Raw genomic sequence first — 26,778 nt, forward strand, 5'->3', positions numbered from 1 at the left:
ACAACAGGACTGCCGACATGTTCCGTTTCATTGCCGCCCTTATCCTTGCCTATTTTGTGACGGCCTTCCCCGTTGCTGCGCAAGAGGCCGCCCCAGAGGCGCCTCGCGCTGAGACTGGCGGCGCCACAACGCTCGAAGACATCATGGCGCGTCAGCGCGGCGAAAAGGTCGATGACGAGTATCGATCCTCTAACACCGGCGCTAGCAACACCGAGGCGTTGATCGGGCAACTCGGCACACGTGGAGTGGCGTCCGACAGCGATCTCTATCGTTCGCTTCGCTATGGTTCTGCGGACATTACGGTTTCCTCTCGTGGACCAGCCTCGGATGTGATCATCCAGGACGGCGGCATGTGGTGGCTTACCTTCCGCACTGGCCCCCTGCGCACCTACGGGACATACATCATTGGCGGTATGCTGGGCCTGCTGGTCCTCTTCTTCATCCTGCGTGGCAAAATCCGCATCGAAGGCGAACGCACGGGCCGTCGCATCCTGCGGTTCAACGGGTTTGAACGCTTTGGCCACTGGCTGTTTGGTGGGTCATTCCTGATCCTGGGTGCGACCGGACTGATCACGCTCTATGGCCGCGACTTCCTGATCCCCCTGATTGGACGAGACGGCTTTGCCACGATCGCGCAGGCCTGCAAATGGCTGCACAACAACATCGCCTGGGCCTTCATGCTTGGGCTGGTGATCATCACCGTAAACTGGGTCGCCCACAACATTCCCAACAAGCTCGACCTCAAATGGTTGGCCGCTGGCGGTGGCCTGTTCACCAAGGGCTCGCACCCGCCCGCGCGCAAGTTCAACGCCGGGCAAAAGATCATCTTCTGGGCCTGCGTCGTGCTAGGGGTCTCGATCAGCTTGTCGGGCCTGTCGCTACTCTTTCCCTTTGAAATGCCGATGTTTGCCAAGACTTTTGTCATCGCCAATGCCACAGGTCTGCCTGAACTGATGGGCCTGAACCTGCCCGAGCAGATGTCGCCCCATGAAGAGATGCAATATGCTCAGGTGTGGCACGTCATGGTTGCCTATGGCTTCCTCGCCATCATATTCGCCCACATCTATTTGGGCTCGGTCGGCATGGAAGGTGCGTTTGACGCCATGAGCACCGGCGAAGTCGAAGAACAATGGGCGCGCGAACATCACCCAAATTGGCTAGAAGAGGTCAAGGACGCCGAAACTCAAAGCGGCGCGACCTCACCCGCCGAATAGATGCGCGCGCTGCTGGCCGTGCTTTTGTTGCTGCCGCCTGCTTCGGCGGCCTCGGATTTCTTTACCCTCAAAGGCCACGGCGGCCCGATCATGGGCATCGCCAGCGCACCTGACGGTCGCATCGCCACCGCAAGTTTCGACAACACGGTGGGGCTCTGGACCGATGGCGCCCCTCAATGGCTCGAAGGGCATGAGGCCGCAGTGAACGTTGTGCTGTTCAACGGCACAGGGGTCTACTCCGCGGGCGACGACTTCACCCTGCGCCATTGGCCCGGAGGCGAAGTTCTGGGCCGCCACAAAGGCAAGATCGTCGATCTCGCTGCCAGCAAAACCCATGTCGCCAGCGCCAGCTGGGACGGCACCATCGGGATCTGGCCACTGGATGGCAGCCCTTCGCAAATGCTTCCCGTGGGCAGTGGCGGCATCAATGCAGTCACCTTTTCCCCAGATGGAACGCAGCTCTATTCCGCTGGTACCGACGGCACCCTGCGCCTGTGGGATGTGGCTACAGGCGAAGAGCGCCAACAACTGCTGCGCCACGGCTTTGGTCTGAACGAACTTTTGATCAACCCCGATGACGGCTGGCTGGCCTATGGCGCAGTTGACGGCGGCACTCGCATTCTAGACCTAAAAAGCGGAGAGGAGTTGCACGACTTCACCCTCGACCGCCGCCCCATTCTGGCACTGGCGCTCAGCCCGGATCGTGGCCATCTCGCCGTAGGCGATGGCGAGGGGTACATCATGGTAATCGATACCCAAAGCTGGCGCATTACCCGTGATTTTCGCGCCACCCTGCGCGGCCCCATCTGGGCGCTGGCCTTTTCGGCCGATGGCCAGAACATCCACGCAGGCGGCATTGATGACGCCATGTACAGCTGGCCGCTGGCTTCGCTCAGCGAACATGAGCAGATGGCCCAAGACGCCCGCAGTTTTCTCAAGGACCCCGACGAGATGGACAATGGCGAGCGGCAGTTTGCGCGCAAATGCTCGATCTGCCACGCACTGACGCCAGATGGGAAGCGGCGTGCGGGGCCCACGCTTCACGGAGTTTTCGGCAGGCCAGCAGGCACTGTACCGGGATATCTTTATTCGCAGACATTGACGGGATCGGACATAATCTGGTCAGATGACACGATAAATCAGCTTTTCGATCAGGGCCCAGACCATTACATTCCCGGATCAAAGATGCCGATGCAACAGATCGCAAAAGCGCAGGACCGCGCCGATCTGATCGCCTATTTGCGTCGCGCCACAGCACCGGAGGACACGAAATGAAAGCCTTTCTTGCCGCCCTTGTCGCAATGGCTGTGATCACCGTTGCCGCCCCGTATGCGCTGCAGGCCGTGGGGTTCACTGCTGCTGACAGCACCACCAGTTCCTCGGTGCGCCTCGACTAGCGCATGTTGCGTTTTCGCCGGAAACAGAAAACACTGCCTCTCCCTTCGGTCGAACGTGTTTTCTGTTGGACCCTTTCATCTAATAAAACGAAACACGCCTCAAATGTCCGACTACCTGACCACCCGCGAACTGGCTGAACTGCTTCGTTTGGGTGAGCGCAAGGTCTACGATCTTGTCTCATCCGGCGAGATTCCTTGCGTGCGCGCCACCGGAAAACTGCTGTTCCCGCGCGCCGAAATTGCTGCGTGGCTTGCCGCATCACACACCGGCCCACAAGTGGCCGAACCTCCCCTGCCCGCCATCGTTGCCGGCAGCCACGACCCGCTGCTCGACTGGGCCATCCGCGAAAGCGGCTCGGGGTTGGCGACGTATTATGACGGCTCGTTCGATGGGCTAACCCGGTTGGCCGACCGCTCGGCGCAGGCTGCGGCGTTGCATATCCATGAAGAAGACGGGTTCAACACGCGCGCTTTGCGCGATCGCACTGGGCGAGGCCCCGGTGGTGCTGATCGAGGTCGCCCGCAGACAACGCGGATTGCTACTGGCCCCCGGAGTTACAGACATCGATGGTTTTGGCGACTTGATCGGGCGCCGCGTCGTCTTGCGCCAACCGACGGCGGCGAGCCAACACCTGTTCCTGTCCGAATTAACCGCACGTGGTCTATCGCCCGAGGACCTGCAAACCCCTGCTCCTTGCGCGCGCACCGAAGAGGACATGGCTATTGCTCTGCAGAGCGGCAAAGGAGAGATCGGGTTCGGATTGGGGGCCATGGCCAAGCTCTATCGGCTGGGCTTTGTTCCCACCCATAGCGAGCGCGTGGATCTGGCCATCTGGCGACGCGCTGCCTTTGATGCACCGATGCAGGCGCTATTGTCGTTCCTGCGCTCGGACGGTTTCGCCGCCCGCGCAGATGAGATGGGCGGCTACGACCTGGCACACGCAGGCCAGATACACCACAATGGCGCCAGCGGCTGACGCGCCCTTTTCTTCTTGTTCCCAAGTACGGTCGCCGAAGACCTTGGCCACAGGCCAAATCATCAGCACCCCAAGCGCTCCCGCCCGTCGTCGATGCCCCTGGCGGGACACCTCCTCCCGTTGGGCCAGGCTCATGCGGGCAAAGCCCGCATGAGCCTGGCCCCGCCGTCCGCAGGACGCAAGACCGATAGGTCGCGCAGAACCTATTGTGCGTTTGGAAAGAAAAGCTGTTCACCGTCCAGCTTGTAGCCAGCAATTGCCGCTTGCCCGTCAGGCCCAACCAGCCAATCAATGAACCGCTGCCCGGCCTCGGCACGGACGCCAGGATGTTTTTCGGGGTTCACCAGGATGACGCCGTACTGGTTGAACAATCCCTGATCGCCTTCGACCAACACCTCCAGCCCATGAGCATTGCCGAAAGCCAACCAAGTTGCCCTGTCAGTCAGCGCATAGGCGCCCATGCCGGCCGCGACGTTCAGCGTTGCCCCCATGCCAGACCCGGTCTCGCGGTACCAATCGCCCGAGACTTGGGCCACATCCACACCAGCCAGGCCCCATTGGCGCAACTCGGCCTTGTGGGTACCACTATCGTCCCCGCGCGAAACAAAGACCGCCCCAGCCTCGGCAATCGCGGTGAAGGCAGCCACCGCATCAGACCCGCCACGAATGCCCGCCGGATCGTCGCTGGGACCAACAATGACAAAATCATTATACATCACGTCTTGGCGCGACACGCCCCAGCCTTCGGCGACAAATACCTCTTCGGCAGGTTTGGCGTGCACCAGCAGCACATCACCATCGCCGTTGCGTGCGTTTCGGATTGCCTGACCGGTGCCTACAGCCACAACCCGCACGTCAATCCCGCTTTCGGCTTCGAACCATGGCAGGATCGCTTCAAAGAGCCCGGAGTTTTGCGTCGACGTGGTCGATTGCACCACGATGAACGGATCCGCAGCCTGTGCCGATCCCACCGCCAGAGCAAACACGGCTATTGCCGCGCGCATCCAATTTCTCACCATACCTCGTGTCTCTCCATCTGTCTCGAGGTCACACCATCAACCCGCCGGACAAGAACCGCCGGGTCAAATCGTTTTGAGGCGCGGCAAACATCTGCTCCGCACGCCCCTGTTCTACGACGAGTCCGCCATGCATCATCACCACATCACGCGCAAGACGCCGTGCACTGGCCAATGTCATGGGTCACCATCACCACACGCAGGCCCTGATCCGAGGCTTGCTGGACCATCTGTTCGATCTCTTGCGTAGCTTGCGGATCCAACGCACTGGTGGGTTCGTCCAGAAACAGCACTGACGGTTTGCAAGCCAAGGCCCGAAGGATTGCCAACCGCTGTGCTTCCCCGCCCGACAAAGAACGCGCCGACTGCCGTGCTCTGTCCGCCAACCCGCCCTGCGTCAGCAGCGTCTCACACTCCGACTTGCGCGCAGCCCACGACAGTCCCCGGCGCCGCAACACAAAGTCCAGATTACCCGCCACTGTCCGGCGCAGCAGCACTGGGCGCTGGAACACCATCGCTTGCCCGGCCCGCACCTGATCTGTGAGGGCTTGCCTACCTTGGGTGACCATTCCACGATCAGGCGTGATGAGCCCATGCAAACAGCGCAGCAGCAAGCTTTTACCCGCCCCGTTTGGACCAAGGATGATCGTTGGCCCGGGGCCGTCCAGATCCAGGTGATCCACATTGAGCAGCGCCTTGCCGTCCCGCGCGATGCTGAGCCCCCGAATGCTTAGGGTCGGATGATCGGTCATGACCGGAAAATCACGCATGGCCCAGCCCCTGACGCTCGCCGCGCAAGCTCAATACGCTCACAGCGCCTGTGACAGTCACCGCCAGTGCAATCAGAACCGCCCCGAGAGCCAGCGCCAACGCCAAGTTACCCTTGGAGGTCTCAAGCGCAATGGTCGTCGTCATCACCCGGGTCACGTGATTGATGTTGCCGCCCACGATGATCACCGCGCCCACCTCGGCAATGGCGCGACCAAAGCCGACCAACAACGCTGTCATCAGCGCCAAGCGCCCATCCCAGAGCAGGACCGGAACGGACGACAGGCGCGATACGCCCAGGGACCGCAATTGCTCGTCATATTCCACCGCCAGAGTCTCGACCACCTGCCGTGTCAGAGCTGCGATGATTGGCGTCACCAGAACCACTTGCGCGATGATCATGGCCGTCGGGGTGTAAAGCAACTGCAGTACACCAAGCGGCCCGGACCGTGACAGCATCAGATACACGAGCAGCCCAACAACCACTGGCGGCAACCCCATCAGCGCGTTTATCAAAACGATCAGAGCCCGCCGCCCCGGGAACCGTCCAACCGCCAGTCCCGCACCCAAAGGCATGCCGATCAGCGCTGCGATGACCACGGCCCAAACAGAAACCTTCAGCGACAGCAGGACAATCGCCCATAGCTCTGGGTCACCGGTGAAGATGAGTCCAAGCGCCGTCATGAATTCTTGCGAAAATTCCTGCATTTTCTACGTTCAGCTGATAGATAGTGGATGTTATTCAACATATTACACCAAAAAACTAACACATTACTCAGCCATTTCCACATCAGAACCGACCAACCGCATTCAAAAACCGCGCGGGTTGGACACTTTGCGCCTACACCCTCGGACTTTCCTCCACATTCGGTTCTTAGACTGACCTACAACAGCAGAGCAAAACAGGCGCTGACATTCATTTCAAAATTGATATTGAACGTGTTTGGCAGGCGGGACACTCCCGCACCCGAGCGATCCTGACTGCGTCAGCACCGCGAGCGGCCTTGGGCCGGGCGCCGGGCAAAGCCCGGCGCGGTTCCGGTCGAGGCATCCGCTCCGCCACAGGCACCGACCACCGAGCGCAGCGAGGCGCGGCCCAACGGGAGGCGATGACCCGTCAGGGGCATCAACGACGGGCGGGAGCGCTTCTGAATCTCGGAATGTTTGAAAAATTGTCTGGATCAGAGACACCCGGCACGTCATTCACGTGAGAGATGCCATTTTCGTCCAAAGAAGCAGCGCCCCAACGCGGGGACGCTACTCATAGCTTGGAAAACGGCTTACTTCAGTGCCGCATCGGTGATGTCATGCGTCCAGGCCCCTTCGGGCTTGGCCGTGATCACCGGATCGGAGCCACCGGCCAACAGCGTGCTCACCGTCCGGTCGAAATCAGCCGGGTCAAGCGCGCCGTTGCTGCCTGCGGTCAGCTTGGCAATCTCACCCATCATCCGAACCTGATGCGCTTCGGTCTGAGCACCGCTGGCGTCGTTGTCCAGCACGATGCCCGCAGCCTCGCCCGGGTTCTCTTCGGCATATTTCCACCCTTTCATCGAGGCACGCACAAAGCGGGTCATCTTGTCCTTGAAGGCCGGGTCGGACAGGTTGTCTTCGAGCACATAAATGCCGTCCTCGAGCGTTGCTACACCCATGTCCTCATACTTGAAGGTCACCAGCTCGTCCTCGGACACGCCCGCATCCAGCACCTGACCGTATTCGTTGTAGGTCATGGTCGAGATACAGTCCGCCTGACGCTGCAGCAGCGGGTCGACGTTGAAGCCCTGTTTCAGAACCGTCACGCCGTCATCGCCGCCATCGGTGCTGATCCCCTCCTGGCTCATCCAGCTGAGGAACGGGTATTCGTTGCCGAAGAACCAGACGCCAATGGTCTTGCCCTTGAAGTCCTGCGGCCCGGTGATCCCGGTGTCCTTCCAGCAGGTCAGCATCAGGCCGGACGATTTGAACGGCTGTGCGATGTTCACCACCGGCAGGCCTTTTTCCCGTGCCGCCAGCGCCGAGGGCATCCAGTTCAGCATCGCATCAGCGCCACCACCGGCCAGAACCTGCGGCGGCGCAATGTCGGGGCCACCCGGCAGGATAGTCACATCCAGGTCTTCTTCGCCGTAATACCCTTTGTCGAGTGCCACGTAATACCCGGCGAATTGGGCTTGCGTCACCCATTGCAGCTGCAGTTTGACCTCATCGGCTGCCAGGGCCGACGTCGCCGCAAATCCTGCGGCCAGAGCGGCGCCACTCAGTAGCTTTTTCATTGTCTTCTCTCCTTGTTGGTTTGTTTTTCTGCCCCGTTTGTCAGGGTCTTGAAATTGAAATGCTCCTTGATCCCCCATTTATCCTCTCTGCGATGGGTGCCAGAAGGTCACCGTTTTTTCGATCATCGCGACACAGCCATAAAACAGCGAACCCGCCAGCGCGGCCACCACAATTTCAGCCCAGACCATGTCTAGCGCAAGTTGTCCCACGCTGGTCGATATGCGGAACCCCATGCCCACGGTAGGCGAGCCAAAGAATTCGGCCACAATCGCACCGATAAGCGCCAGTGTGGTCGATATCTTGAGCCCGTTGAAAATGAAGGGCATCGCCGCTGGCAGGCGCAGCTTGAAGAAGCTCTGCCAATAACTGGCGGCATAAGTCTCCATCAGGTCGCGCTGCATCGCCGTGGTTTCACGCAGGCCCGCCACTGTGTTCACCAGCACCGGAAAGAACACCATGACCACCACAACGGCTGCCTTGGACTGCCAGTCAAAGCCGAACCACATCACCAGAATGGGCGCGGTCCCCACAATGGGCAGCGCAGCAACGAAGTTGCCCACAGGCAGCAGTCCCAAACGCAAGAACTCATACCTGTCCACAGCAATCGCCATCAGAAACGCCGCGCCACACCCAATAATGTAGCCACTCAACGCGCCTTTCAGGAACGTCTGGGCAAAGTCCGCCCACAAGATCGGCATCGATGATCCAAACCGCTCGGCAATCATCGAGGGCGGCGGCAAAATCACCAATGGCACTTGCAGCCCTCGGACCACCAGTTCCCAGACGACGAGGATGGTCACCCCAAAGATCACCGGCACAAGCAATTGCACCGCGCGCGTGCCCGCCTGCGGTCCCTCTGCCAGGCGCGTGTTGATCCACCATCCGGCGATCCAGACCAGAAGGGCCAGCACAATCAACATCATGACGCCATCCCCATCCGTTTCAGAACCATCCGTTCAATCAGGCCCAGCAACGCCACCAGACAGGCGGCAAGAATGGCAGCGGCAAACAGCGCCGACCAGATCTGCACCGTCTGACCATAATAGCTCCCCGCCAACAGACGCGCGCCAAGGCCCGCCACGGCCCCTGTCGGCAACTCACCCACAATGGCCCCCACCAGCGAGGCCGCGATGCCGATCTTGAGTGAGGCAAACAGGTAAGGCATCGAGGCTAAGCAGGCGCAGCTTCCAGAACCCTTGGCTTTGCGAGGCATTGTAGGTCCGCAGCAGATCCAACTGCATGTGATCCGGGCTGCGCAGCCCCTTCACCATGCCGACAACGACCGGGAAGAAGCTTAGGTAAGCCGATATCACCGCCTTGGGGATGATCCCCTGAACGCCCACGGAATAAAGCACCACGATGATCATCGGTGCCAGCGCAATGATCGGGATGGTCTGGCTGACGATGGCCCATGGCATCACCGACATATCCATCACCTTGGAATGTACGATCCCCACGGCCAGCAGAATGCCCAACCCTGTCCCGATGGCAAACCCCAAGAGTGTGGCGCTCAAAGTCACCCAGCCGTGATAGATCAGCGAGCGTTTCGAGGTGATCTTTTTGCCCACTGTGGTCTTCCACAGCTCGGTCGCCACCTGATGCGGCGCAGGCAATCGCGGACGGTCCTGCTCCCAGGTTGCAGGGATAGCGAAGCTGTTGTTTAGAACCAAACCAAGCTCGCCCATGTCGCGGCGATCCTTGGCGGATGGCGGCTGCACCTCGGCTCCCGCACGCTCGACCTCAACCAGAACGCCTTTGATGTTCATCGGAACGCAGGCAGCGTACCACAGCACGATGATGGCAGCGACAACAGTCAGAACGGCCAGAACGGATTTCATACCAGCCCCTCCTTATTGCCGCATTGCGGCGGTGTACGGGTGGTGCACGTGTTGTGCACGCATGTCACAGCACCAGTGACGCCCTCTTTCATGGAGTTATGCTGCATCTGCATGCCCTGCCCGCAGACCCTCGCGGACCCGATGCGCCACTTCGATGAACTCGGGTGTGTCGCGAATGTCCAGGGGGCGTTCCTTGGGCAGCGGACTTTCGATCACATCCGTGATCCGGCCCGGTCGCGGGCTCATCACCACGATCTTCGTCGACAGGTACACCGCCTCGGGGATCGAGTGGGTAACAAAGCCGATGGTCTTGTTGGTCCGCGCCCACAGCTGCAACAGCTGCTCGTTCAGGTGATCGCGCACAATCTCATCCAGCGCCCCGAACGGTTCGTCCATAAGCAGGATATCCGCGTCAAAGGCCAGCGCCCGCGCAATCGAGGCGCGTTGTTGCATCCCCCCTGACAGCTGCCAGGGATATTTGCCGCCAAACCCTTCTAGATCAACAAGTTCCAGCACGTCGTTGACGCGCTTTTCCTGATCGGACTTAGAGTATCCCATAATTTCGAGCGGCAGTTTGATGTTCTTGGCAATCGTGCGCCAAGGATATAGGCCCGCAGCCTGAAACACATAACCATAAGCCCGGTTGCGCCGCGCCTCGTCCGGGGTCATGCCATTGACGCTCAGACTGCCGCCGGTGGGTGCTTCAAGGGCAGCGATGCACCGCAAGAACGTGGTCTTGCCACAGCCCGAGGGACCGATGAAGCTGACAAAATCGCCCTTGTTGATCTCAAGGTTCACATCCTTGAGCGCGTGCACTGGACCATCGTTGGTTTGAAACGTCAGATCCAGTTGCCTCGCCTCGATCACAGGCTGGGTGGTGTTTTCAGTAGTCATTCTATCGCCTTGTAAAGACAGGAAATTGGGCCGCGCAAAAAGCGGCCCAGATCCAAATTATACGCCAGTGGCAGGAATACCGGTGCGCTCGACCGGACGCGGTGACGTCAGCTCTTTCCAGCTGCTGAGTGCGCGGTTGACGGGCGTGTTGGCCTCACGTTCAACAAACTTGCCATGGCCCTCCTGGGTGCGGATTTCGCCATCGTACACAGCGACTTGTCCACGGGTCAGGGTAAAGCGCGGCAAGCCTTTGACCTCTTTGCCTTCGAACACGTTGTAGTCGATAGAACTTTGCTGCGTAGACGCCTGAATTGTCTTCGTTTTATTCGGGTCCCAAACAACCAGATCGGCATCCGCCCCAACCAGAACTGCGCCCTTCTTGGGGTAGCAGTTCAAGATCTTGGCAATGTTGGTCGACGTAACGGCCACAAACTCATTCGGTGTCAGCCGCCCGGTTTCAACGCCATGGGTCCAGAGCATCGGCATCCGATCTTCAAGCCCCCCGGTTCCATTGGGGATCTTCGAAAAATCACCCACGCCATAGCGTTTCTGTTCGGTCGTAAAGGCACAGTGATCCGTCGCCACAACCGACAGCGATCCGCCCTGCAGACCGGCCCACAGGCTCTCCTGATGGCGCGCATCGCGGAACGGCGGGCTCATCACCCGGCGAGCTGCATGGTCCCAATCCTCGTGGAAATACTCGCGCTCATCCAAGGTCAGGTGCTGGATCAGCGGCTCACCCCAGACGCGTTTGCCCTGCATCCGGGCCCGGCGGATCGCCTCGTGCGCCTCTTCGCACGAGGTGTGCACCACATAGAGCGGCACGCCCGCCATGTCGGCGATCATGATCGCACGGTTGGTGGCTTCGCCCTCAACCTGGCTGGGCCGCGAATAGGCGTGCCCCTCGGGGCCGGTGTTACCCTCGGCCAGCAGCTTGGCAGTCATCTCGGCCACCACGTCGCCGTTTTCAGCGTGGACCATGGCGATGCCGCCCAGTTCGGCCAGACGGTTGAAGGACGAGAACAGCTCGTCATCGTTCACCATCAGCGCGCCCTTGTACGCCAGGAAGTGCTTGAACGTGTTGATGCCGCGCTGCTCGATCACGGTTTTCATGTCGTTGAACACCTGCTCGCCCCACCAGGTCACCGCCATGTGGAAAGAATAGTCGCAGTTCGCGCGGGTCGATTTATTGTCCCAGCGTTTGATCGCATCCAGCAGGCTTTCACCCTGATTGGGCAGACAGAAATCCACCACCATGGTGGTGCCACCGGCAAGCCCTGCGCGAGTGCCGCTTTCGAAATCATCGCTGGAGTATGTGCCCATGAAGGGCATTTCCAGATGCACATGCGGATCAATGCCACCCGGCATCACGTAACAGCCGGTGGCGTCAAGCTCCTCGTCACCGCTCAGCCCCATGCCAATCTCGATGATCTGACCGCCCTCAACCAACACATCCGCCTTGTAAGACAGGTCAGCCGTGACGACCGTGCCGTTCTTGATGACTGTACTCATAGCGATAACTCCCTGTTTTTCTTGTCAGACCGAGCTGAAGCAGCCGATCGCACTTCCATGTACGCCGATGTCGAGCGGGCCGAACTGGCTCTCGACACAAAGCGAAAAATATCCCGCCAGCGGCAGATAGATTACCCGGTAATCCCCGTTGGACCGCGTCACCGCCCAACACGTCTGCATGACGCCGCCGCTGAATTGCACCTCGACCCGGGTTGGCGGACAGGTGGCGCGTTCAAACGCCTCCAATGTCGCCGCCCCTTGGACCGAGCTCACATCGAACTCGGTCACTTCCATCGCAATCAGATCGCCTATCCGATCGGGGATGGAGAGGTCGTGTTGAATCACTCCACGATTTCAGCGGTTTCCACCACCGCGTGGAACAGCACATCCGCGCCCGCAGCCGCCCATTGGGGGCTGATCTCTTCGGCTTCGTTGTGGGACAGACCATCCACGCAGGGGCACATGACCATCGCGGTCGGGGCCACCCGGTTGATCCAGCAAGCATCGTGACCGGCACCGGAAATGATATCCAGATGCGTATGCCCCAGCCGTTCAGCGGCACTGCGCACGGCCGCCACACATCCCTCGTCAAAGGTCACCGGATCGAACCCGCCCACCTTCTCGAATTCAATGCTCAAGCCCATGTCGTCCGCGATTTTTTGGCCTTCGACCCTCAGGCGCGCTTCCATGTCTTCGATCACGCTCAGGTCTGGCGAGCGGAAATCAACTGTAAACACCACCTTGCCCGGGATCACGTTGCGCGAGTTCGGATAGACATCGACATGACCCGCCGCTCCCACTGCGTGAGGTGCGTGGGACCAGGCGATCTCGTCGACCTTTTCCAGCACCCGCGCCATGCCAAGCCCTGCATTCTTGCGCATCGGCATGGGCGTTGATCCGGTGTGCAGATCCTTGCCCTCGATCGTGACTTGCGTCCAACTCAGGCCCTGACCATGGGTGACCACACCGATGTCCTTGCCTTCTGCTTCCAAAATCGGCCCCTGTTCGATGTGCAGCTCAAAAAAGGCATGCATCTTGCGCGCACCGACCTCTTCATCGCCACGCCAGCCGATGCGTTTCAGCTCATCACCGAACTTCTTGCCCTCGGCATCCTCGCGGTCATAGGCCCAATCCTGCGTGTGAACACCCGCAAACACACCGGATGACAGCATCGCCGGAGCATAGCGCGTTCCCTCTTCGTTGGTGAAATTGGTCACCACGATGGGATGTTTGGTCTTGATCCCCAAGTCATTGAGCGTGCGCAGAATTTCCAGTCCGCCAAGCACCCCCAAGACGCCGTCATACTTGCCGCCCGTCGGCTGCGTATCCAGGTGAGAGCCCACATAAACTGGCAGCGCTTCGGGATCCGTCCCCTCGCGCCGGGCAAACATGTTGCCCATCTGATCCAGACCCATCGAGCAACCCGCCGCCTCGCACCAGCTTTGGAACAGGGCGCGGCCTTCGCCGTCCTCATCCGTCAAAGTCTGGCGATTGTTGCCACCTGCGACGCCCGGGCCGATCTTGGCCATCTCCATCAGACTGTCCCACAGGCGTTCGCCATTGATCTTCATATTCGCGGCTGGCGCTGCCATGTCTCATCCCCTGTTGCTTGCTTGCGATTGGCTCGCTCTTGGTATGTGATTTGACCAAACGGTCAAACTCACGCTATCACGGGTTTGACACCAGTCAAGAAATTGCGGCACAGACCCGCAAAAATGCTGGTAAAAAATGCACTCTGCACGGCAATCGCGCAGCCAACAAAGGACAATCGCCCCATGCCAAAGGACCGCAGCCCGACACGGATCCAGAAAAAGAACCGTGCCGCGATCCTTGAGGCGGCGTTGAACGTGTTTTCGGCCAATGGATTCCGCGGCGCAACGGTGGATCAAATCGCCAGTGAGGCGGGGCTGTCCAAGCCCAATCTTCTCTATTACTTCCCCTCCAAGGTGGACATGCACAACGCCCTTTTGGCCCAACTGATGGACACTTGGCTGGATCCGCTGCGCGAAATGGACGAGGATGGTGAACCACTGTCCGAGATCATGGCCTATGTCCGCCGCAAGCTGCAGATGAGCCGCGATTTCCCCCGCGAAAGCCGCCTGTTTGCCAATGAAATCGTGCAAGGCGCGCCACGAATTCATGACGCACTGAACGATGATCTGAAAACGCTTGTGGACGAGAAAACCAAACTGCTCGAGCGCTGGATGGCAGACGGCAAAATTGCCCGCGTCCACCCGTATCACCTGCTGTTTTCGGTTTGGTCGCTGACCCAACACTACGCCGACTTCGACGTGCAGGTCCGGGCCATCTTGGGGGACGAAGATCCGTTCGACGGCGCCGATCCGTTCCTGGAAACGCTCTATCTGCGCCTGCTCACTCCCTAAGCAAACCCATGTCTGAGTGTCGCTTTGGTCCGCTCTGAGCCCAAAAGCACCAAACGCTGCGGGCCCAACCAGTGGCGGCTATGCAACTTGACCCAACGTGTTTAGTGTCATTTGCATGAGCAAGTTCCGAAATGCCCGACGATCTGATGCACTGCGATGCTTTGAGATCGAAACTGCTGCCTATGAAGGCGATGAAGCAGCAACCCTCAAAAAGATATCCAACAGGATCGAGGTCTATCCAGATGGTTTTCTCATTCTTGAGGAGCTAGGCAAGATCGTTGGCTTTATCAATTGCGGATGTGCCCATGAAGTCGAAATGTCTGATGAGGAATTTAAGGAACTTGTGGGGCATGACCCTGACGCACCATATGTCGTCATTATGTCTGTCGTCGTTGATCCAGCGCATCAGGGAACAGGCCTATCGCGGGCATTGATGACTGAATTCGTTACCCGCATGAGAAATATGGGCAAATCCGCGATCTACCTTATGTGCAAAGAGCATCACGTCCCACTTTATCAGAGATTTGGTTACAACTATCTTCATCCATCAACCTCTGATCATGGAGGAATGACTTGGCATGAAATGTCCATGCAACTTTGAACCGATTGTTGGTTGAGCCATGGTGAGCTGACATTGCGGCAGCCGCAGCGAAGGGCAGTTTCGTCCAGTTAGCAGAGCAATACGCTTAGAGGGCACCACCTAAAGCAAAGGGCGGTGCTCTTTCGCACCGCCCCTTCTTCTTGTTCCAAATACGGTCGCCGAAGGCGTCCCTCACTCCGCCGCTTGTGCCGCCGGGTTGTTGGGATGCGTCGTCCAGTTGGCGTATTCCTCTTCCACCACTTTACCGGTACGCGGATCGACCGTGCCGGGCGCCATCCGCTCCATCGAGATGCATCCATCAATTGGGCAGACATCAACGCACAGGTTGCAGGCCACGCATTCATCGTCGATCACTTCGAACACGCGATCATCGGACATAGAAATCGCCTGATGAGATGTGTCTTCGCAGGCCGCATAGCAACGGCCACATTTGATGCATTGATCCTGATCGATTTTGGCCTTGGCGACAAAGTTCAGGTTCAGATACTGCCAATCGGTGACATTTGGTACCGCGCGCCCGACAAACTGATCAACCGAGGTATAGCCCTTTTCGTCCATCCACTGGCTGAGGCCAGATTTCATCTCTTCCACCACGCGGAAGCCATAGGTCATCGCCGCCGTGCAGACCTGCACCGTGCCGCAGCCCAGGGACATGAATTCGGCTGCATCGCGCCATGTGGTCACACCGCCGATGCCGCTGATCGGCAAACCATGCGTTTCAGGGTCACGGGCAATTTCCGCCACCATGTTCATCGCAATGGGTTTCACCGCCGGGCCGCAATAGCCCCCGTGGCTACCCTTGCCATCAATCGAGGGTTCAGGGCTGAAATCATCCAGGTTCACGGATGTGATCGAACTGATCGTGTTGATCAGGCTCACCGCGTCTGCGCCACCGTTCTTGGCCGCCCGCGCCGGATAGCGCACGTCGGTGATGTTGGGCGTCAGCTTGACGATCACCGGCTTGTCATAGTTTTCCTTGCACCAGCGGGTCACCATTTCAATGTACTCTGGTACCTGCCCGACGGCGGCCCCCATGCCACGCTCGGACATCCCATGCGGGCAGCCGAAGTTGAGCTCGATGCCATCCGCGCCGGTTTCGGCCACGCGCGGGAGGATCGCTTTCCACTCGGCCTCTTCACAAGGCACCATGAGAGAGACGATAACCGCGCGATCCGGGTAATCCGCTTTGACACGCGCGATCTCTTCAAGGTTGGTTTCCAGCGGACGATCGGTGATCAACTCGATGTTGTTAAGCCCCAACAGACGCCGGTCGGCGCCATAGATCGCGCCGTAGCGCGGGCCGTTCACATTCACCACCGGCGGCCCTTCGGCCCCCAGTGTTTTCCAAACCACGCCGCCCCAACCGGCCTCGAACGCGCGGCGGACGTTATATTCCTTGTCCGTGGGTGGTGCGGATGCCAGCCAGAACGGGTTGGGGCTTTCGATACCCAGGAAATTTGTTTTCAGATCAGCCATTTGCGTCTCCCTGCACGCTAGTCGCGCTTTTTGAACATCATTTCGACGGGGGCAATGTCGCCCGCGCCGACTGCATTTGTCATGTTGGCCACCTTTTCCCCGGCATTGATTCCCATGAGCATAGGCAATCCCAGTACCGGTGGGCCGGAGGCGGCAACCTTTTCGCGAAGGGCCGCAAAAAACTCTTTGGCCACTTCGCCCCTGTCCCGCCGTGTTTCCAGTTCAAAACCAGCCTTGTCAGCGGCTTCAAGATAGACATCAGGTGTCTCAAGAAACGACGTCATTGGTTCGCTGGCCCACGGCACCGGAAAGGCAGGAGCAGATCCAAAGCGCATCACATCGTAGACAGCAAACCGACCTTCCGGTTTCAACACGCGTGCCACTTCGGCAAAAAGCCGGTCCTTGTCGGGCAAGTTCATGCCCACATGCAGCAGAGTTGCCACATCGAATTCTCCGTCCTCGAACGGGATATCCAAAGCGCTGCCAACCTTGAATCGGGTAGGCAGGCTGAGTAGTCCGGTCAGTTGCTTTGCCGTCTCGACGAAATCAGGAGTAAGATCCAACCCGGTCACGTCTGCACCATATCGGGCCGTCATCAGGCGAGCAGGCCCACCGATCCCAGATCCGACATCCAAAACCTTGACGCCGTTTTCCAACCCCAACTGGTCAAGAAGCGCAATTGTGGCCTCTTCCCCGCCGATATGGAACTCATCAATAGACTTCAGGTGCTGTTCTGAAATGTCGGCCGCCTTAACACCATGGGTCTCTAGCGTCTCCATGATCTTTTGGAACAGCTCTGCGCCACCATAGTGCGATACGATTTTTGCGTCTGGCTTTTTGGTTCGATCAGTCATCGGGTGTCTCCTCCAATTGTGTGCCCGAATATCCTACCCCTTTAGCATTTCGTGAATGTCCATCGCCGCGTCGCGACCTTCCGCCACCGCGGTCACGGTCAAGTCGTCACCACCAGCGGCACAATCGCCCCCAGCCCAGACACCTTCGACCGAAGTGCGGCCTGCACCCGTCACGGCGATTTTGCGACCGTCCAAGGCCAACTCGCTCGGCGCACCTTCAAGCGTCTGACCAATGGCCTTGAACACCTGGTCAGCGGCTAAACGAGTGGTTTCTCCAGTGCCGGTCAATTCACCACCGGTGGACGAAGTATACTCCAGCTCGATCTCTGTCGCAGCCCCGTTGCCGTGCACAGCGACCGGCTGAACGTTGAACATAAGTTTCACCCCCTTGGAGGCCGCCAGATCCTGTTCGAACCGGCTGGCACCCATGGCCTCGCGGCCCCGGCGATAGGCGATTGTGACATTTTCCGCGCCGAGAAGCTTCGATTGCACAGCCGCGTCCACGGCTGTCATGCCGCCGCCGATCACAACCACATTGCGGCCCACTGGCAGGGCGGACAAATCGTCGGCCTGACGCAGATCGGCAATGAAATCCACCGCGTCGCGCACGCCGTCCTTGTCCTCACCCTCAGCCCGCAGCGCGTTCACGCCGCCCAGACCGATGGACAGGAACACGGCGTCATACGCCTCTTGCAGACCGGCCAGCGTCACGCCCTGACCCAGAGCCGAGCCGTTTTCGATGGTGATACCGCCGATTTTCAGCAGCCAGTCGACCTCGGCCTCGGCGTAGTTTTCGGTGCTTTTGTAGGCGGCGATGCCAAATTCATTCAGGCCACCGGCCTTTGGGCGCGCCTCGTGGATCACCACGTCATGCCCCAACATCGCAAGACGATGGGCGCAGGACAGACCCGCAGGCCCTGCCCCGACGACTGCCACGGTCTTTCCGGTGGATGCGGCGCGTTCAAACGGATGCACGCCTGCCGCCATTACGGTGTCGGTGGCGTAGCGCTGCAGGCGGCCGATTTCTACCGGCTTGCCCTCGGCCACCTCGCGCACGCAGACCTCTTCGCACAGCGTTTCGGTCGGACAGACCCGGGCGCACATGCCGCCCAGAATGTTCTGATCCAGAATGGTCTGCGCCGCAGCTTCTGGATGTCCGACTTGGATTTGACGGATGAACAGCGGAATGTCGATGTCCGTGGGACAGGCCGTCACGCACGGCGCGTCATAACAGAAATAGCAACGATCTGCGGCCACGGCGGCCTCGTGCGGCGCATAGGCCGGATGGAGGTCGTCAAAGTTGGCGGCAATGTCTTCGCTGGATAGCCGCCCGGCGACGATGCCGGGTGCTGTCTGGCCCTGTGCCATCACTCTCTCCCTGAGATATGTTGTTCTTGCCCTCCAGACTGCCACATTTGATTTTTTTATCAATTGGTAAAATTTATCAAAGGGTCAAAAAATTGAAAAAACCGGACCAATGGCCCGGTTTTGCTACAAAATTCATCAGGTTTTGGATGGATCTAGGGTCAGACCATTTGGCTTAGATGACCTGATTTCACCCAAATCTCTGCCCCATCAGCTCCTGTGACCGCCTGAAACGTCCCGTTTGGAGGCACCCGCAGCCAATCCCATTTCGCAAAGGTTTCACCACTTTCTGCGTAGCTGCCAGACAGCACAAAGACCTCTAACCCGCCGTCAGCATCCAGTTCGACCGCTTCGCCTGCCCCCCATCTTTCCACGCGCACATCTTCGACTGCATCACGATGGAGATCGACCCGCCCCGCCCCGGCGATGGGGTGACGCACTTCGGTGCGGTCTGCGGGATCGAACTGGTGCAGCTTCACCAGAATGGTCGCCCCCGGCTCGGTCGCGGGCGTATGGGACGAGGTCGGTGGGTTGCGCACATAGGTGCCGATCGGAAAGTCGCCCAACTCGTCCTGGAACACGCCATCAAGGACCAGATATTCTTCGCCCCCATCGTGGGTGTGCGCAGAAAAAGCGCTGCCCGGCGCGAAGCGTACGATGCTGGTGGCGCGCGCAACCTCTTCGCCAATCCGGTCCAACATCTTGCGCTCTACGCCAGCTGCGGGGGATGGCACCCACTCGGTTTCATCAAAGTGAACAGCGACGCGTTTGGTGAAATCGGCATTGATCCGCATGTGGCTCTCCTAAGGCGATATCCGGTCTGGGATGTGGGTCTTTTGGTAGTCCAAACAAACACCCCTCACCGTGACGTGAAGATGACGGTTGAAATTGATTGGTGCAATATAGATCGCCCGATCAACACGAACACAAACGATTACAATACCTTACCCACCTCAACAAAAACCTGACCAATTGGCAAACTTTGGTTGCCTCAGAAAAATTCTTGACTCATACACATACTTTAAACCTAAACTTTCAAGCATGAAGTAACTTAAGCGGCAATCACGCCCCCCTCGTCGCCTATCCGGCTGAGTTATGCCAAGAGAAACAGGTATCCATGTTTTTGATATCAACATTCGGACAATTCTCTTGTTCCAATGCCCCTGGTTGCCCGACCTTTGGCACATGGGCAACCCGGCACATTTGGCTAAGCCCACTTGGGAGGATACTGAACCATGGCACGCCTGAGCGCCTTCAATTTCCAGAAATGGATCGACGAGCACAAACATCTTCTGAAACCGCCCGTGGGCAATCAACAGGTCTGGGAGGACGCGGACCTGATGGTGACCGTCGTGGGCGGGCCAAACAAGCGCACCGATTATCACGACGACCCGGTCGAGGAGTTCTTTTATCAGCTCAAGGGGGACATGGTTCTCAAGCTCTATGAGGGCGGCGAGTTCTATGATGTCCCGATCCGCGAAGGCGAAATTTTCCTGTTGCCTGCACATGTCCGCCACTCACCTCAGCGGCCGCAAGAGGGCTCGATCGGTTTGGTGATCGAGCCCAAACGCCCCGAGGGAGAACATGACGCCATCGAGTGGTACTGTTTCAACTGTGGTGATCTGGTGCATCGGTCTGAGTTGATCCTGGAAAGCATCGTCCGCGATCTGCCGCCCGTTTATCAGGCGTTCTATGCCGATGAAAAAGCGCGCACGTGCAAAAGCTGCGGTGAGGTCCATCCGGGCAAGGAACCCCCAGAGGGTTGGGTGAAACTCTGATCCGCGCTTAAACTCGCAAAAAATAATGATTCTATCAGGGAGAGAGAGAACATGACCATCAGCCTAAAGGGCCTGACAAAGGGCGTCGCAGCCGCAGCCCTCGTACTGGCCGCGCTGCCCGCCACCGCCAAGGAATTCAAGCTGGGCCTGATCACGCCCCCGCCGCACGTCTGGACCAAAGCCGCCGAGGCCTTTGGCGCGGAACTGGCCGAAAAGTCAGGCGGTGAGCACAGCGTCACTGTCTTCCCTGCCCGTCAGCTGGGTAACGAGGCGCAGATGCTCCAGCAGCTGCAGACCGGCGCGCTGGACATGGCGTTCATGACCGTGGCTGAAGTGTCGAACCGGGTGCCGAACATGGGCGCGTTTTATGCCCCCTATCTGGCCAATGACATGACCCACGCCGCTGCAATTCTGCGCTCGGACACCGCCAAGGGCATGCTCGAGGTGCTGCCACAAGAGGCAGGCGTTGTGGGCGTGGGCTATGGCAGTGCCGGCATGCGCCAGATCCTGAGCCGGGGCGAAGTGAATTCGGCCGCTGATCTTTCTGGTGTCAAACTGCGGATCACGCCGTTCGACCCGATCCTGGATTTCTACAACCTGCTGGGCTCGGCCCCCACGCCGATGCCGCTGCCTGCGGTTTATGACGCGTTGGCCAACGGTCAGGTGGACGCCATCGACATGGACGTCGAGCTGATCAACGTGCTGAAGTATTATGAGCACGCCGACACGCTGCTGATCTCGAACCACATGATGTTCCCGATGGTCGGTCTGATCTCGGCGCGCGTCTACGCTGGCATGAGCGACGAAGACAAGGCGATGGTGTCTGAACTGATGGCCAAGCACGTGGACACCACTCTGGACGCCTACATCGAAAAGTCGCCCGCCTGGACCGAGAAACTGAACACCGTCGGCATCACCGTACATACCGTGGATGCGGAATACTTTGGTGACGTCATGGGCAAATGGGAAGAGATCTGGGCCGCCAAGGCACCGTCCCTGCCCGATCTGCGCAAGACCGCAGACGCGACCAAGTAAGCTCTGACAAACACGCGCGGGCCGGTCATGCACCGGCCCGTTCGCAATCAATACCAAAGGCAGGCACATGCTCTATCGGGCTTCCCACTTCTGGGCACGGGTCGAGATATTCTTTGCGGCAGCTCTGGCCGCATCCGTCACCGGGCTCATCCTTCTCAACGTCATCACCCGCGCCTCAGGCAATGCGATCTACTGGGTCGATGAGGCGGCGATTTACGCCATGGTCTGGATGACGTTTCTGGCGGCGTCCGCCGCGATCCATTTCCGCTCGGCCATCTCGGTGACAATCCTGAACGAAATGCTGCCTACCTCGGGTCGTCATTGGATCAACCGCTTTGTCGATCTGACCATCTTTGTCTTTGCCTGCCTGATGGTCTGGATCTGCCTGCGCTGGTTCATGCCGCTACAACTGATGGAGGCCGGATGGGACATAAAAGCGTTCCAGGGCCAGACGTTCAATTTCATCTATGCCGAACCCACCAACACCATCGGGCTCAAGAAGGTTTGGATCTGGTTGGTGATGCCGCTCTTTACCCTTGGCGCGCTGCTGCATTCGGGCGCCAACCTGCTGCACCCCGGCAAGACATCGCAAGTGGAGGCCGTGTAAATGACCCCTCTCCTCTTCCTTGTCCTGCTATTTGGCTCTGTCCCCATCGCACTGGTGCTGGCGCTGACTGCACTTTGGTACATCTATGACAGCGGCAATCTGGTGCTTTATGACAGCTACGCACAGCAGATTTTCTCTGGCGTCGAAAACTACGGCCTTCTCGCCATTCCGCTTTTCATCCTGACGGGCGAGTTGATGAATGAGGGCGGCATGACCCAACGCCTGGTCCACGCTGCGCGCGTCTTTGTGGGCGGGTTCCGGGGAGGATTGGCCTATATCAACTTGCTGGCCAACATGTTCATGGCCGCCATCATCGGGTCAGCCGCCAGTCAGATCGCGGTGATGAGCCGCGCCATGGTGCCAGCCATGACGAAAGAAGGTTATGACCCCGGCTTTTCGGCCGCAACCACCGCCGCCGGAGGCCTGCTTGCCCCCGTGATACCGCCGTCGATGCTGTTTGTGATCTATGGCGTTCTGGCACAGCTTCCCATCGGGGATTTGTTCATTGCGGGCATCATTCCGGGCTTCATTCTGGCGGGTACATTCTTTGTCGTGGTTGCCCTGATCGGGCTGGCCAAGGACTTCCCCAAAGGCGAATGGATGTCGCTGCGTGAAGCCACCATTGCTTTGCGCAATGCCCTGCCCGCCTTTTTGATCCCCATCGCCATCGTGGGCGGCATCCTTTTCGGAATCGCCACGCCAACCGAATCCGCGGCTGTTGCCTCGCTGATCGCTTTTGCCGTGGGGTGGCTGTTCTATCGCGAGATCACACCGCGTGATCTGGGACAGTTGTTTGTGCGCACCGCCACAAACTCTTCTCTGGTGATCTTCATGATTGCTGCTGCGAACGTATTCGGTTGGGTCGTGGTCTATGAAGAACTGCCGCAGAAACTCGCGGCCTTTATCTCAACCGTGACTTCGGACCCGTTCACGTTCTTGCTGATCGTGAACCTTTGCCTGCTGTTTGTGGGTATGCTGATCGACGGCATCGCGGCGTTGATCCTGATCACGCCGATCCTGTTGCCGATTGCGATGAACACTTACAACATCGACCCCTTCCAATTCGGCGTGGTCATCAGCCTGAATCTGGTGCTGGGACTGTTGACGCCGCCCGTGGGTGTGGGCCTATACATCGCGTCGGCCATGTCCGGCGTCCGCCCGTTCACGATCTTTGCCGCGCTTTGGCCTTTCTTGCTTGCGGTCACGGTGGTGCTCATTCTGCTGAGCTATTTCCCGATCTTAAGCACAGCGCTGATCTAAATCGCAATGTCAGAAGTTGAACACGACACCCAGCAGCGGCCCGTCCTGTTCAACATCGTAAATGAAACTGCCGCTTCGTCGGTCAACTGACATGTATCGGTAACCGAGCACCCCAGACGTCGTCTGAGTGAATTGATAGCCGACCCCCCCAAACAGATCGACCATGCTCTCTGATCCGGCACCAAACCCACCCACGTAGGCCCATCCCGAGACATAGGCTCTGTCTGAAATGGCGCGACGTCCGTACATACCGATCACCGGGTCCACCCAATCGTCCGAGCCGTTGGCGGTTCGCCCCGGCAAAGCGCCCGGTGTGAATGTCAGGTCCGTACTCACCGACCAATGACGTATCCCCCCGGACACCCAAAGTTCATGATCCAAACTCTGGCTGACCTGGTAGTCGGCATAGAGCGATACAATCGTGTTTTTTATCTTGGCCTGGGCCTGCCCATAATTCGGCCCGATTGGCCCGCTCGCAGCATTCAGCTTGACGTATTGGACATCGCCCGAAAAACCCCAGCGCCCGTTGCGCGCCTGCAAGGCAACCATGCCGGCAAAATCAAGATTATCCAGGATGTCGCTAAAACTCGCATCAACTTCGACCGGCGGCAGGCCCGGCACGGTTGCTGCGGTGCCCGACAGCGTGGTGCCCCACAGGTAAGGAGCAATGCGCCATTCCCATCCCTCTTGAGCTTGCCCAACAATCGGAAAACAACATAAGGCCAAGGCCGCCAGCCTTCGTACAGTTACTGCTCCAACGTAATTTTCGTCGGCATTCAGCTGATTTAACATATTCTGTCCTCTTCGAGGTTGGGGCGGCTTAGGCAGTATTCCTTGTTAGTTCACTTCAGTCTTTCAGGCTTCAGGTTTACGGTAGCTTAACAGCACTGCGCTCGAATTGGGCAGTTTCCGTAGTTAGATCGTCATAGGTCAGTTCAACATCGATAACGTTCACAGATCCCAGGCCAAAACTCCGGTAGGGCAAACCGTCCTGCTCGAGTATCATGTTGGGAGAGGGCTGGTCCGCATGACAAGAGGGTAAAGGCCAGACTTCGGGGGCAGCTCCGTTGATACCCAGGCGCACTTGAGCCAAACCACACCGCCACGACCAGAGATGCGTGACGTACAGCAAGTCTTGACCATCGAATTCTCGCACGGCCACCCAGTTTCCTCGGGTGGCGCCAAGTATTGGTTTCACCTCGACAGCAGTGGTGAACTTGCCTGTCGGAACCTGTGGCTCGGCTGTCAATTGGGGTGTCGGACTTAGAAACGCGGGGGGCGCATCCGTTGTTTGTTCAACGGCAGAGCTGTCTACCGCTTCACCGGTACTGGCGCTGGACACCTCCCCAGCAGCGCCAGTTTCCGACCTGCTGTCAGACTGGGCTGCTATGGCAGCAAGGAACAAAAATACATCAATCATTTAAGGTTCCTGACCCTAATCCAAATCATCCGAACAAAGACGCCGATTACGGCTTTTGAGATCGCCCAACGCGCCCTATAGTGCCCATCAGGGCAGAGGCCGCATTCGCAATTCAGTCGCGGCTGGAATTCAGTATGGCAAAAAAACCGGCGTTACGCCAATCGTTTAACATTGTAATCGTTGGCCAGAACAACAGACTTCAATACGAAGCCCTGCTGTTTGCAGCCTCGTTGCGTTATTCGTCCCCTGAATTTTCGGGGCGGCTTTTTGTTGCAGTGCCTCAACCCGGCAACAGGTGGTCCGGGGATCCCAGCATTCGAAATCCCGATATCTTGCGGGTGCTGAAAGAGCTGGGAGCAGAGTGCATTCCCTTTACAAATCGGATCTTCGGTGAGCGTTACCCGCATGGCAACAAGATCGAAGCTTTGAGCGCGCTCCCCAAGGGAGAGCCATTTGTGTTTTTCGATACCGACACACTGATCACCGGTGATGTTTCTGGCGTCCCTTTCAATTTCGACCGCCCTTCAGCGTCCTTACGTCGCGAAGGTACCTGGCCCGAGCCAACTCTGTACGGCCCAGGTTATTCTGGTATCTGGCAGTCATTGTACGACCGGTTCGGACTGAATTTCGAAAGCTCGTTGGATAAAACCCAGCCTGACGAATACTGGGAAAGATACCTTTATTTCAACGCGGGCTATTTCTACTACTCTTGCCCACACAAATTTGGATCACGGTTTCTGGAATACGCCACCAGCATCTATCGCAATCCACCGCGCGAGTTGGTCTGCCAATCTCTGGATCCGTGGCTGGATCAAGTTGCTTTGCCATTGGTCATTCATTCTTTCAAAGGGGGTCGAAGCGCACTAGCACCTGGGTTGTTGGACGGCACCGTCAGTTGCCACTATCGAAATTTTCCATTGCTATACGCCCGTGAAAGCGACTTTGTGATCGATGTGCTGGAAACCGTGGCCGCCCCAAACAAGATCAAGAAATTGCTCAAAGAATACGAACCGATGAAGAAAATGATCTATCAGGGCAAAGGTCACAAGGTGCGTGCGCTGTTTGACCAAAACGACCTGCCGCGAAAAGAGCAGGCTATTCGCAACCGGATCAAGTCCAATGGCTGGTGGATGCGCTAAACTTGCACTGACGCAGGATGCGGCTTAAGTGGCAAGCATCCCAAAGGTAAATTGTCATGCTTGATGGCCAAGAGCTTTCCCTCGTTACACTACTGCGCGTTTTTCGTTGGAAGATCGGCTTAACTTGGGCGCTGACGATCCTGGAAACTGGTTTGCTCACACTGATTCCACTTTTCATCGGATTTGCTATCGATGGCCTGATGGCGCGCGAGTTCGGTTCGCTCTACCTTCTCTGTGCGATATTGGTTTTGCTGCTGATTGTTGCCACAGGCCGCCGTGTGTACGACACACGCGCCTACGGTACGATCCGCGTACAGCTTGGCGCGGAACTCGCTGATCGCAACGCGAGCCTTCCGATTTCATCGCTGAGCGCGCGGGTGCACATGGCGCGAGAGCTGGTTGATTTCCTGGAGACGGAACTACCGGACATTATGACAGCCCTGCTGCAACTCATTATCGCCGTGATTGTACTTGGGGTGTTTCATTGGGTGTTGGCCGCGACGGCTGTCGGGGCAGCAATCGTAATGCTTGCGATTTATGGCCTGTCCCACCGCCGTTTTTTTCGCTTGAATCGCGCCTTGAACACCCAGGCAGAAAAAGAAGTGCGCTTGCTGGAACGCAGAAATCCAATGACTTTTCGCAGTCATCTACAAGCCCTGAGAAAGTTCACAGTTAACGTCTCGGATACCGAAGCTTTGGTTTATGGCGTGATCTTTTTTGTTCTTTTGGCAGTCATCGTCTTCAATCTTGGCTACGCCGCTCTTGTTTTGGCGGCCTCGGCTGGAACAATGTTCTCGATTGTTACCTACAGCTGGGATTTTGTTAACGGTGCCGTCAGCGTACCGATGGCCCTGCAAAGTTGGTCCCGTCTGAGTGAGATCATCGCGCGCATAAACCGGGCTGCGTGAACGGTTGTTAAATGATCAACGGTCCTCTAACTCTGTTGCCAAGAATTTGATCCAGGGAGACTTTGAC

29 protein-coding genes and 2 pseudogenes are annotated in these 26,778 nt (G+C 58.3%); 13 read left to right on the forward strand and 18 right to left on the reverse strand.

The window, feature by feature from the left end; all coding sequences use genetic code 11:
- Positions 1-17 precede the first annotated feature (17 nt).
- From ACZ1HE_RS13750 to ACZ1HE_RS13770, 5 genes and pseudogenes are all read left to right on the forward strand, one after another.
- Positions 18-1,214, forward strand: coding sequence for a formate dehydrogenase subunit gamma (locus tag ACZ1HE_RS13750; RefSeq protein ID WP_472621629.1), 1,197 nt, complete (start codon positions 18-20; stop codon positions 1,212-1,214).
- On the forward strand, positions 1,215-2,489 hold the full coding sequence (locus ACZ1HE_RS13755; RefSeq protein ID WP_472621631.1) for a c-type cytochrome: 1,275 nt from the start codon (positions 1,215-1,217) through the stop codon (positions 2,487-2,489). It abuts the gene before it with no gap.
- Positions 2,486-2,611, forward strand: coding sequence for a hypothetical protein (locus ACZ1HE_RS13760; protein ID WP_472621633.1), 126 nt, complete (start codon positions 2,486-2,488; stop codon positions 2,609-2,611). The genes ACZ1HE_RS13755 and ACZ1HE_RS13760 overlap by 4 nt, the downstream gene beginning before the upstream one ends.
- A gap of 103 nt (positions 2,612-2,714) precedes the next feature.
- Positions 2,715-2,810: pseudogene (locus ACZ1HE_RS13765) on the forward strand (helix-turn-helix domain-containing protein); the annotation flags it as partial.
- A gap of 244 nt (positions 2,811-3,054) precedes the next feature.
- Positions 3,055-3,588 (forward strand): substrate-binding domain-containing protein, encoded by a 534-nt coding sequence (locus ACZ1HE_RS13770; protein ID WP_472621635.1) that lies wholly within the window; start codon positions 3,055-3,057, stop codon positions 3,586-3,588.
- A 203-nt stretch (positions 3,589-3,791) separates the two neighbouring features.
- On the opposite strand, the gene ACZ1HE_RS13775 is transcribed toward ACZ1HE_RS13770, so the two are convergent.
- From ACZ1HE_RS13775 to ACZ1HE_RS13830, 12 genes and pseudogenes are all read right to left on the reverse strand, one after another.
- Positions 3,792-4,592 carry an ABC transporter substrate-binding protein gene (locus tag ACZ1HE_RS13775; protein ID WP_472621637.1) on the reverse strand — a complete coding sequence of 267 codons (801 nt, stop codon included), beginning with the start codon at positions 4,590-4,592 and terminating at the stop codon, positions 3,792-3,794.
- Between the two features lie 43 nt (positions 4,593-4,635).
- On the reverse strand, positions 4,636-4,785 hold the full coding sequence (locus tag ACZ1HE_RS13780; RefSeq protein ID WP_472624613.1) for a hypothetical protein: 150 nt from the start codon (positions 4,783-4,785) through the stop codon (positions 4,636-4,638).
- Positions 4,751-5,374 carry an ATP-binding cassette domain-containing protein gene (locus ACZ1HE_RS13785; RefSeq protein ID WP_472621639.1) on the reverse strand — a complete coding sequence of 208 codons (624 nt, stop codon included), beginning with the start codon at positions 5,372-5,374 and terminating at the stop codon, positions 4,751-4,753. The genes ACZ1HE_RS13780 and ACZ1HE_RS13785 overlap by 35 nt, the downstream gene beginning before the upstream one ends.
- Positions 5,367-6,080 (reverse strand): ABC transporter permease, encoded by a 714-nt coding sequence (locus tag ACZ1HE_RS13790; RefSeq protein ID WP_472621641.1) that lies wholly within the window; start codon positions 6,078-6,080, stop codon positions 5,367-5,369. Before ACZ1HE_RS13790 ends, ACZ1HE_RS13785 begins: the two co-directional genes overlap by 8 nt.
- Before the next feature lie 278 nt (positions 6,081-6,358).
- Positions 6,359-6,499 carry a hypothetical protein gene (locus ACZ1HE_RS13795; protein ID WP_472621643.1) on the reverse strand — a complete coding sequence of 47 codons (141 nt, stop codon included), beginning with the start codon at positions 6,497-6,499 and terminating at the stop codon, positions 6,359-6,361.
- A 153-nt stretch (positions 6,500-6,652) separates the two neighbouring features.
- Entirely contained in the window at positions 6,653-7,639 is a 987-nt protein-coding gene (locus ACZ1HE_RS13800; protein WP_472621645.1) for an ABC transporter substrate-binding protein, read from the reverse strand.
- A 78-nt stretch (positions 7,640-7,717) separates the two neighbouring features.
- Positions 7,718-8,563, reverse strand: coding sequence for an ABC transporter permease (locus tag ACZ1HE_RS13805; RefSeq protein WP_472621647.1), 846 nt, complete (start codon positions 8,561-8,563; stop codon positions 7,718-7,720).
- Positions 8,560-9,478 (reverse strand): annotated as a pseudogene (locus tag ACZ1HE_RS13810) (ABC transporter permease). The gene ACZ1HE_RS13805 and the pseudogene ACZ1HE_RS13810 overlap by 4 nt, the downstream one beginning before the upstream one ends.
- A gap of 96 nt (positions 9,479-9,574) precedes the next feature.
- Complete coding sequence (locus ACZ1HE_RS13815) at positions 9,575-10,372, reverse strand: ABC transporter ATP-binding protein (protein WP_472621649.1); 798 nt, start codon at positions 10,370-10,372, stop codon at positions 9,575-9,577.
- 57 nt (positions 10,373-10,429) lie between these two features.
- On the reverse strand, positions 10,430-11,884 hold the full coding sequence (hydA, locus tag ACZ1HE_RS13820; protein WP_085796035.1) for a dihydropyrimidinase: 1,455 nt from the start codon (positions 11,882-11,884) through the stop codon (positions 10,430-10,432).
- Between the two features lie 24 nt (positions 11,885-11,908).
- Complete coding sequence (locus ACZ1HE_RS13825) at positions 11,909-12,229, reverse strand: hypothetical protein (protein ID WP_472621651.1); 321 nt, start codon at positions 12,227-12,229, stop codon at positions 11,909-11,911.
- Positions 12,226-13,476 carry a Zn-dependent hydrolase gene (locus ACZ1HE_RS13830; RefSeq protein WP_472621653.1) on the reverse strand — a complete coding sequence of 417 codons (1,251 nt, stop codon included), beginning with the start codon at positions 13,474-13,476 and terminating at the stop codon, positions 12,226-12,228. Before ACZ1HE_RS13830 ends, ACZ1HE_RS13825 begins: the two co-directional genes overlap by 4 nt.
- Before the next feature lie 183 nt (positions 13,477-13,659).
- Here ACZ1HE_RS13830 and ACZ1HE_RS13835 point away from each other — a divergent pair, with 183 nt between their 5' ends.
- Positions 13,660-14,268, forward strand: a complete 609-nt coding sequence (locus tag ACZ1HE_RS13835) for a TetR family transcriptional regulator C-terminal domain-containing protein (protein ID WP_472621655.1) — start codon at positions 13,660-13,662, stop codon at positions 14,266-14,268.
- 115 nt (positions 14,269-14,383) lie between these two features.
- Positions 14,384-14,869, forward strand: a complete 486-nt coding sequence (locus ACZ1HE_RS13840) for a GNAT family N-acetyltransferase (protein WP_472621657.1) — start codon at positions 14,384-14,386, stop codon at positions 14,867-14,869.
- A gap of 171 nt (positions 14,870-15,040) precedes the next feature.
- On the opposite strand, the gene preA is transcribed toward ACZ1HE_RS13840, so the two are convergent.
- From preA to ACZ1HE_RS13860, 4 genes are all read right to left on the reverse strand, one after another.
- Positions 15,041-16,345, reverse strand: coding sequence for an NAD-dependent dihydropyrimidine dehydrogenase subunit PreA (gene preA, locus ACZ1HE_RS13845; RefSeq protein WP_472621659.1), 1,305 nt, complete (start codon positions 16,343-16,345; stop codon positions 15,041-15,043).
- A gap of 17 nt (positions 16,346-16,362) precedes the next feature.
- Positions 16,363-17,199, reverse strand: coding sequence for a class I SAM-dependent methyltransferase (locus ACZ1HE_RS13850; protein ID WP_472621661.1), 837 nt, complete (start codon positions 17,197-17,199; stop codon positions 16,363-16,365).
- Positions 17,200-17,232: 33 nt separating this feature from the next.
- Positions 17,233-18,567: an NAD(P)-dependent oxidoreductase gene (locus ACZ1HE_RS13855; protein ID WP_472621663.1), complete on the reverse strand. Its 1,335-nt coding sequence runs from the start codon at positions 18,565-18,567 to the stop codon at positions 17,233-17,235.
- A gap of 158 nt (positions 18,568-18,725) precedes the next feature.
- Positions 18,726-19,358 carry a cupin domain-containing protein gene (locus tag ACZ1HE_RS13860; RefSeq protein WP_472621665.1) on the reverse strand — a complete coding sequence of 211 codons (633 nt, stop codon included), beginning with the start codon at positions 19,356-19,358 and terminating at the stop codon, positions 18,726-18,728.
- Positions 19,359-19,799: 441 nt separating this feature from the next.
- Here ACZ1HE_RS13860 and ACZ1HE_RS13865 point away from each other — a divergent pair, with 441 nt between their 5' ends.
- The 4 genes from ACZ1HE_RS13865 (at position 19,800) to ACZ1HE_RS13880 (ending at position 23,244) form a co-directional block, all read left to right on the forward strand.
- A complete protein-coding gene (locus ACZ1HE_RS13865) occupies positions 19,800-20,342 on the forward strand; it encodes a 3-hydroxyanthranilate 3,4-dioxygenase (protein ID WP_472621667.1) in 543 nt (180 codons plus the stop codon).
- A gap of 51 nt (positions 20,343-20,393) precedes the next feature.
- Positions 20,394-21,377, forward strand: a complete 984-nt coding sequence (locus tag ACZ1HE_RS13870) for a TRAP transporter substrate-binding protein (protein WP_209252819.1) — start codon at positions 20,394-20,396, stop codon at positions 21,375-21,377.
- Positions 21,378-21,444: 67 nt separating this feature from the next.
- A complete protein-coding gene (locus tag ACZ1HE_RS13875; protein WP_472621669.1) occupies positions 21,445-21,984 on the forward strand; it encodes a TRAP transporter small permease in 540 nt (179 codons plus the stop codon).
- Positions 21,985-23,244 (forward strand): TRAP transporter large permease, encoded by a 1,260-nt coding sequence (locus ACZ1HE_RS13880; RefSeq protein ID WP_472621671.1) that lies wholly within the window; start codon positions 21,985-21,987, stop codon positions 23,242-23,244. It abuts the gene before it with no gap.
- Positions 23,245-23,253: 9 nt separating this feature from the next.
- On the opposite strand, the gene ACZ1HE_RS13885 is transcribed toward ACZ1HE_RS13880, so the two are convergent.
- Both ACZ1HE_RS13885 and ACZ1HE_RS13890 read right to left on the reverse strand, forming a co-directional pair.
- Positions 23,254-24,036 (reverse strand): hypothetical protein, encoded by a 783-nt coding sequence (locus tag ACZ1HE_RS13885; protein ID WP_472621673.1) that lies wholly within the window; start codon positions 24,034-24,036, stop codon positions 23,254-23,256.
- A gap of 76 nt (positions 24,037-24,112) precedes the next feature.
- Positions 24,113-24,664: a hypothetical protein gene (locus ACZ1HE_RS13890; protein WP_472621675.1), complete on the reverse strand. Its 552-nt coding sequence runs from the start codon at positions 24,662-24,664 to the stop codon at positions 24,113-24,115.
- Positions 24,665-24,798: 134 nt separating this feature from the next.
- On the opposite strand from ACZ1HE_RS13890, the gene ACZ1HE_RS13895 reads away from it, so the two are divergent.
- Positions 24,799-25,803 carry a hypothetical protein gene (locus ACZ1HE_RS13895; protein ID WP_472621677.1) on the forward strand — a complete coding sequence of 335 codons (1,005 nt, stop codon included), beginning with the start codon at positions 24,799-24,801 and terminating at the stop codon, positions 25,801-25,803.
- 56 nt (positions 25,804-25,859) lie between these two features.
- On the forward strand, positions 25,860-26,711 hold the full coding sequence (locus tag ACZ1HE_RS13900; protein WP_472621679.1) for an ABC transporter six-transmembrane domain-containing protein: 852 nt from the start codon (positions 25,860-25,862) through the stop codon (positions 26,709-26,711).
- Positions 26,712-26,778 lie beyond the last annotated feature (67 nt).

The organism is Falsiruegeria sp. JB4-1, assembly GCF_055693495.1.

What these genes read in the sequence shown, in the direction of transcription:
- ACZ1HE_RS13865 (WP_472621667.1), top strand. Translation starts at nt 19,800, where the DNA reads ATGGCACGCCTGAGCGCCTTCAATTTCCAGAAATGGATCGACGAGCAC.
- hydA (WP_085796035.1), bottom strand. Translation starts at nt 11,884, where the DNA reads ATGAGTACAGTCATCAAGAACGGCACGGTCGTCACGGCTGACCTGTCT.
- ACZ1HE_RS13790 (WP_472621641.1), bottom strand. Translation starts at nt 6,080, where the DNA reads ATGCAGGAATTTTCGCAAGAATTCATGACGGCGCTTGGACTCATCTTC.
- ACZ1HE_RS13870 (WP_209252819.1), top strand. Translation starts at nt 20,394, where the DNA reads ATGACCATCAGCCTAAAGGGCCTGACAAAGGGCGTCGCAGCCGCAGCC.
- ACZ1HE_RS13855 (WP_472621663.1), bottom strand. Translation starts at nt 18,567, where the DNA reads ATGGCACAGGGCCAGACAGCACCCGGCATCGTCGCCGGGCGGCTATCC.
- ACZ1HE_RS13800 (WP_472621645.1), bottom strand. Translation starts at nt 7,639, where the DNA reads ATGAAAAAGCTACTGAGTGGCGCCGCTCTGGCCGCAGGATTTGCGGCG.
- ACZ1HE_RS13850 (WP_472621661.1), bottom strand. Translation starts at nt 17,199, where the DNA reads ATGACTGATCGAACCAAAAAGCCAGACGCAAAAATCGTATCGCACTAT.
- ACZ1HE_RS13755 (WP_472621631.1), top strand. Translation starts at nt 1,215, where the DNA reads ATGCGCGCGCTGCTGGCCGTGCTTTTGTTGCTGCCGCCTGCTTCGGCG.
- preA (WP_472621659.1), bottom strand. Translation starts at nt 16,345, where the DNA reads ATGGCTGATCTGAAAACAAATTTCCTGGGTATCGAAAGCCCCAACCCG.
- ACZ1HE_RS13750 (WP_472621629.1), top strand. Translation starts at nt 18, where the DNA reads ATGTTCCGTTTCATTGCCGCCCTTATCCTTGCCTATTTTGTGACGGCC.
- ACZ1HE_RS13885 (WP_472621673.1), bottom strand. Translation starts at nt 24,036, where the DNA reads ATGTTAAATCAGCTGAATGCCGACGAAAATTACGTTGGAGCAGTAACT.
- ACZ1HE_RS13835 (WP_472621655.1), top strand. Translation starts at nt 13,660, where the DNA reads ATGCCAAAGGACCGCAGCCCGACACGGATCCAGAAAAAGAACCGTGCC.
- ACZ1HE_RS13860 (WP_472621665.1), bottom strand. Translation starts at nt 19,358, where the DNA reads ATGCGGATCAATGCCGATTTCACCAAACGCGTCGCTGTTCACTTTGAT.
- ACZ1HE_RS13780 (WP_472624613.1), bottom strand. Translation starts at nt 4,785, where the DNA reads ATGACATTGGCCAGTGCACGGCGTCTTGCGCGTGATGTGGTGATGATG.
- ACZ1HE_RS13830 (WP_472621653.1), bottom strand. Translation starts at nt 13,476, where the DNA reads ATGGCAGCGCCAGCCGCGAATATGAAGATCAATGGCGAACGCCTGTGG.
- ACZ1HE_RS13815 (WP_472621649.1), bottom strand. Translation starts at nt 10,372, where the DNA reads ATGACTACTGAAAACACCACCCAGCCTGTGATCGAGGCGAGGCAACTG.
- ACZ1HE_RS13890 (WP_472621675.1), bottom strand. Translation starts at nt 24,664, where the DNA reads ATGATTGATGTATTTTTGTTCCTTGCTGCCATAGCAGCCCAGTCTGAC.
- ACZ1HE_RS13760 (WP_472621633.1), top strand. Translation starts at nt 2,486, where the DNA reads ATGAAAGCCTTTCTTGCCGCCCTTGTCGCAATGGCTGTGATCACCGTT.
- ACZ1HE_RS13805 (WP_472621647.1), bottom strand. Translation starts at nt 8,563, where the DNA reads ATGATGTTGATTGTGCTGGCCCTTCTGGTCTGGATCGCCGGATGGTGG.
- ACZ1HE_RS13840 (WP_472621657.1), top strand. Translation starts at nt 14,384, where the DNA reads ATGAGCAAGTTCCGAAATGCCCGACGATCTGATGCACTGCGATGCTTT.
- ACZ1HE_RS13775 (WP_472621637.1), bottom strand. Translation starts at nt 4,592, where the DNA reads ATGCGCGCGGCAATAGCCGTGTTTGCTCTGGCGGTGGGATCGGCACAG.
- ACZ1HE_RS13880 (WP_472621671.1), top strand. Translation starts at nt 21,985, where the DNA reads ATGACCCCTCTCCTCTTCCTTGTCCTGCTATTTGGCTCTGTCCCCATC.
- ACZ1HE_RS13895 (WP_472621677.1), top strand. Translation starts at nt 24,799, where the DNA reads ATGGCAAAAAAACCGGCGTTACGCCAATCGTTTAACATTGTAATCGTT.
- ACZ1HE_RS13770 (WP_472621635.1), top strand. Translation starts at nt 3,055, where the DNA reads ATGAAGAAGACGGGTTCAACACGCGCGCTTTGCGCGATCGCACTGGGC.
- ACZ1HE_RS13875 (WP_472621669.1), top strand. Translation starts at nt 21,445, where the DNA reads ATGCTCTATCGGGCTTCCCACTTCTGGGCACGGGTCGAGATATTCTTT.
- ACZ1HE_RS13795 (WP_472621643.1), bottom strand. Translation starts at nt 6,499, where the DNA reads ATGCCCCTGACGGGTCATCGCCTCCCGTTGGGCCGCGCCTCGCTGCGC.
- ACZ1HE_RS13900 (WP_472621679.1), top strand. Translation starts at nt 25,860, where the DNA reads ATGCTTGATGGCCAAGAGCTTTCCCTCGTTACACTACTGCGCGTTTTT.
- ACZ1HE_RS13785 (WP_472621639.1), bottom strand. Translation starts at nt 5,374, where the DNA reads ATGCGTGATTTTCCGGTCATGACCGATCATCCGACCCTAAGCATTCGG.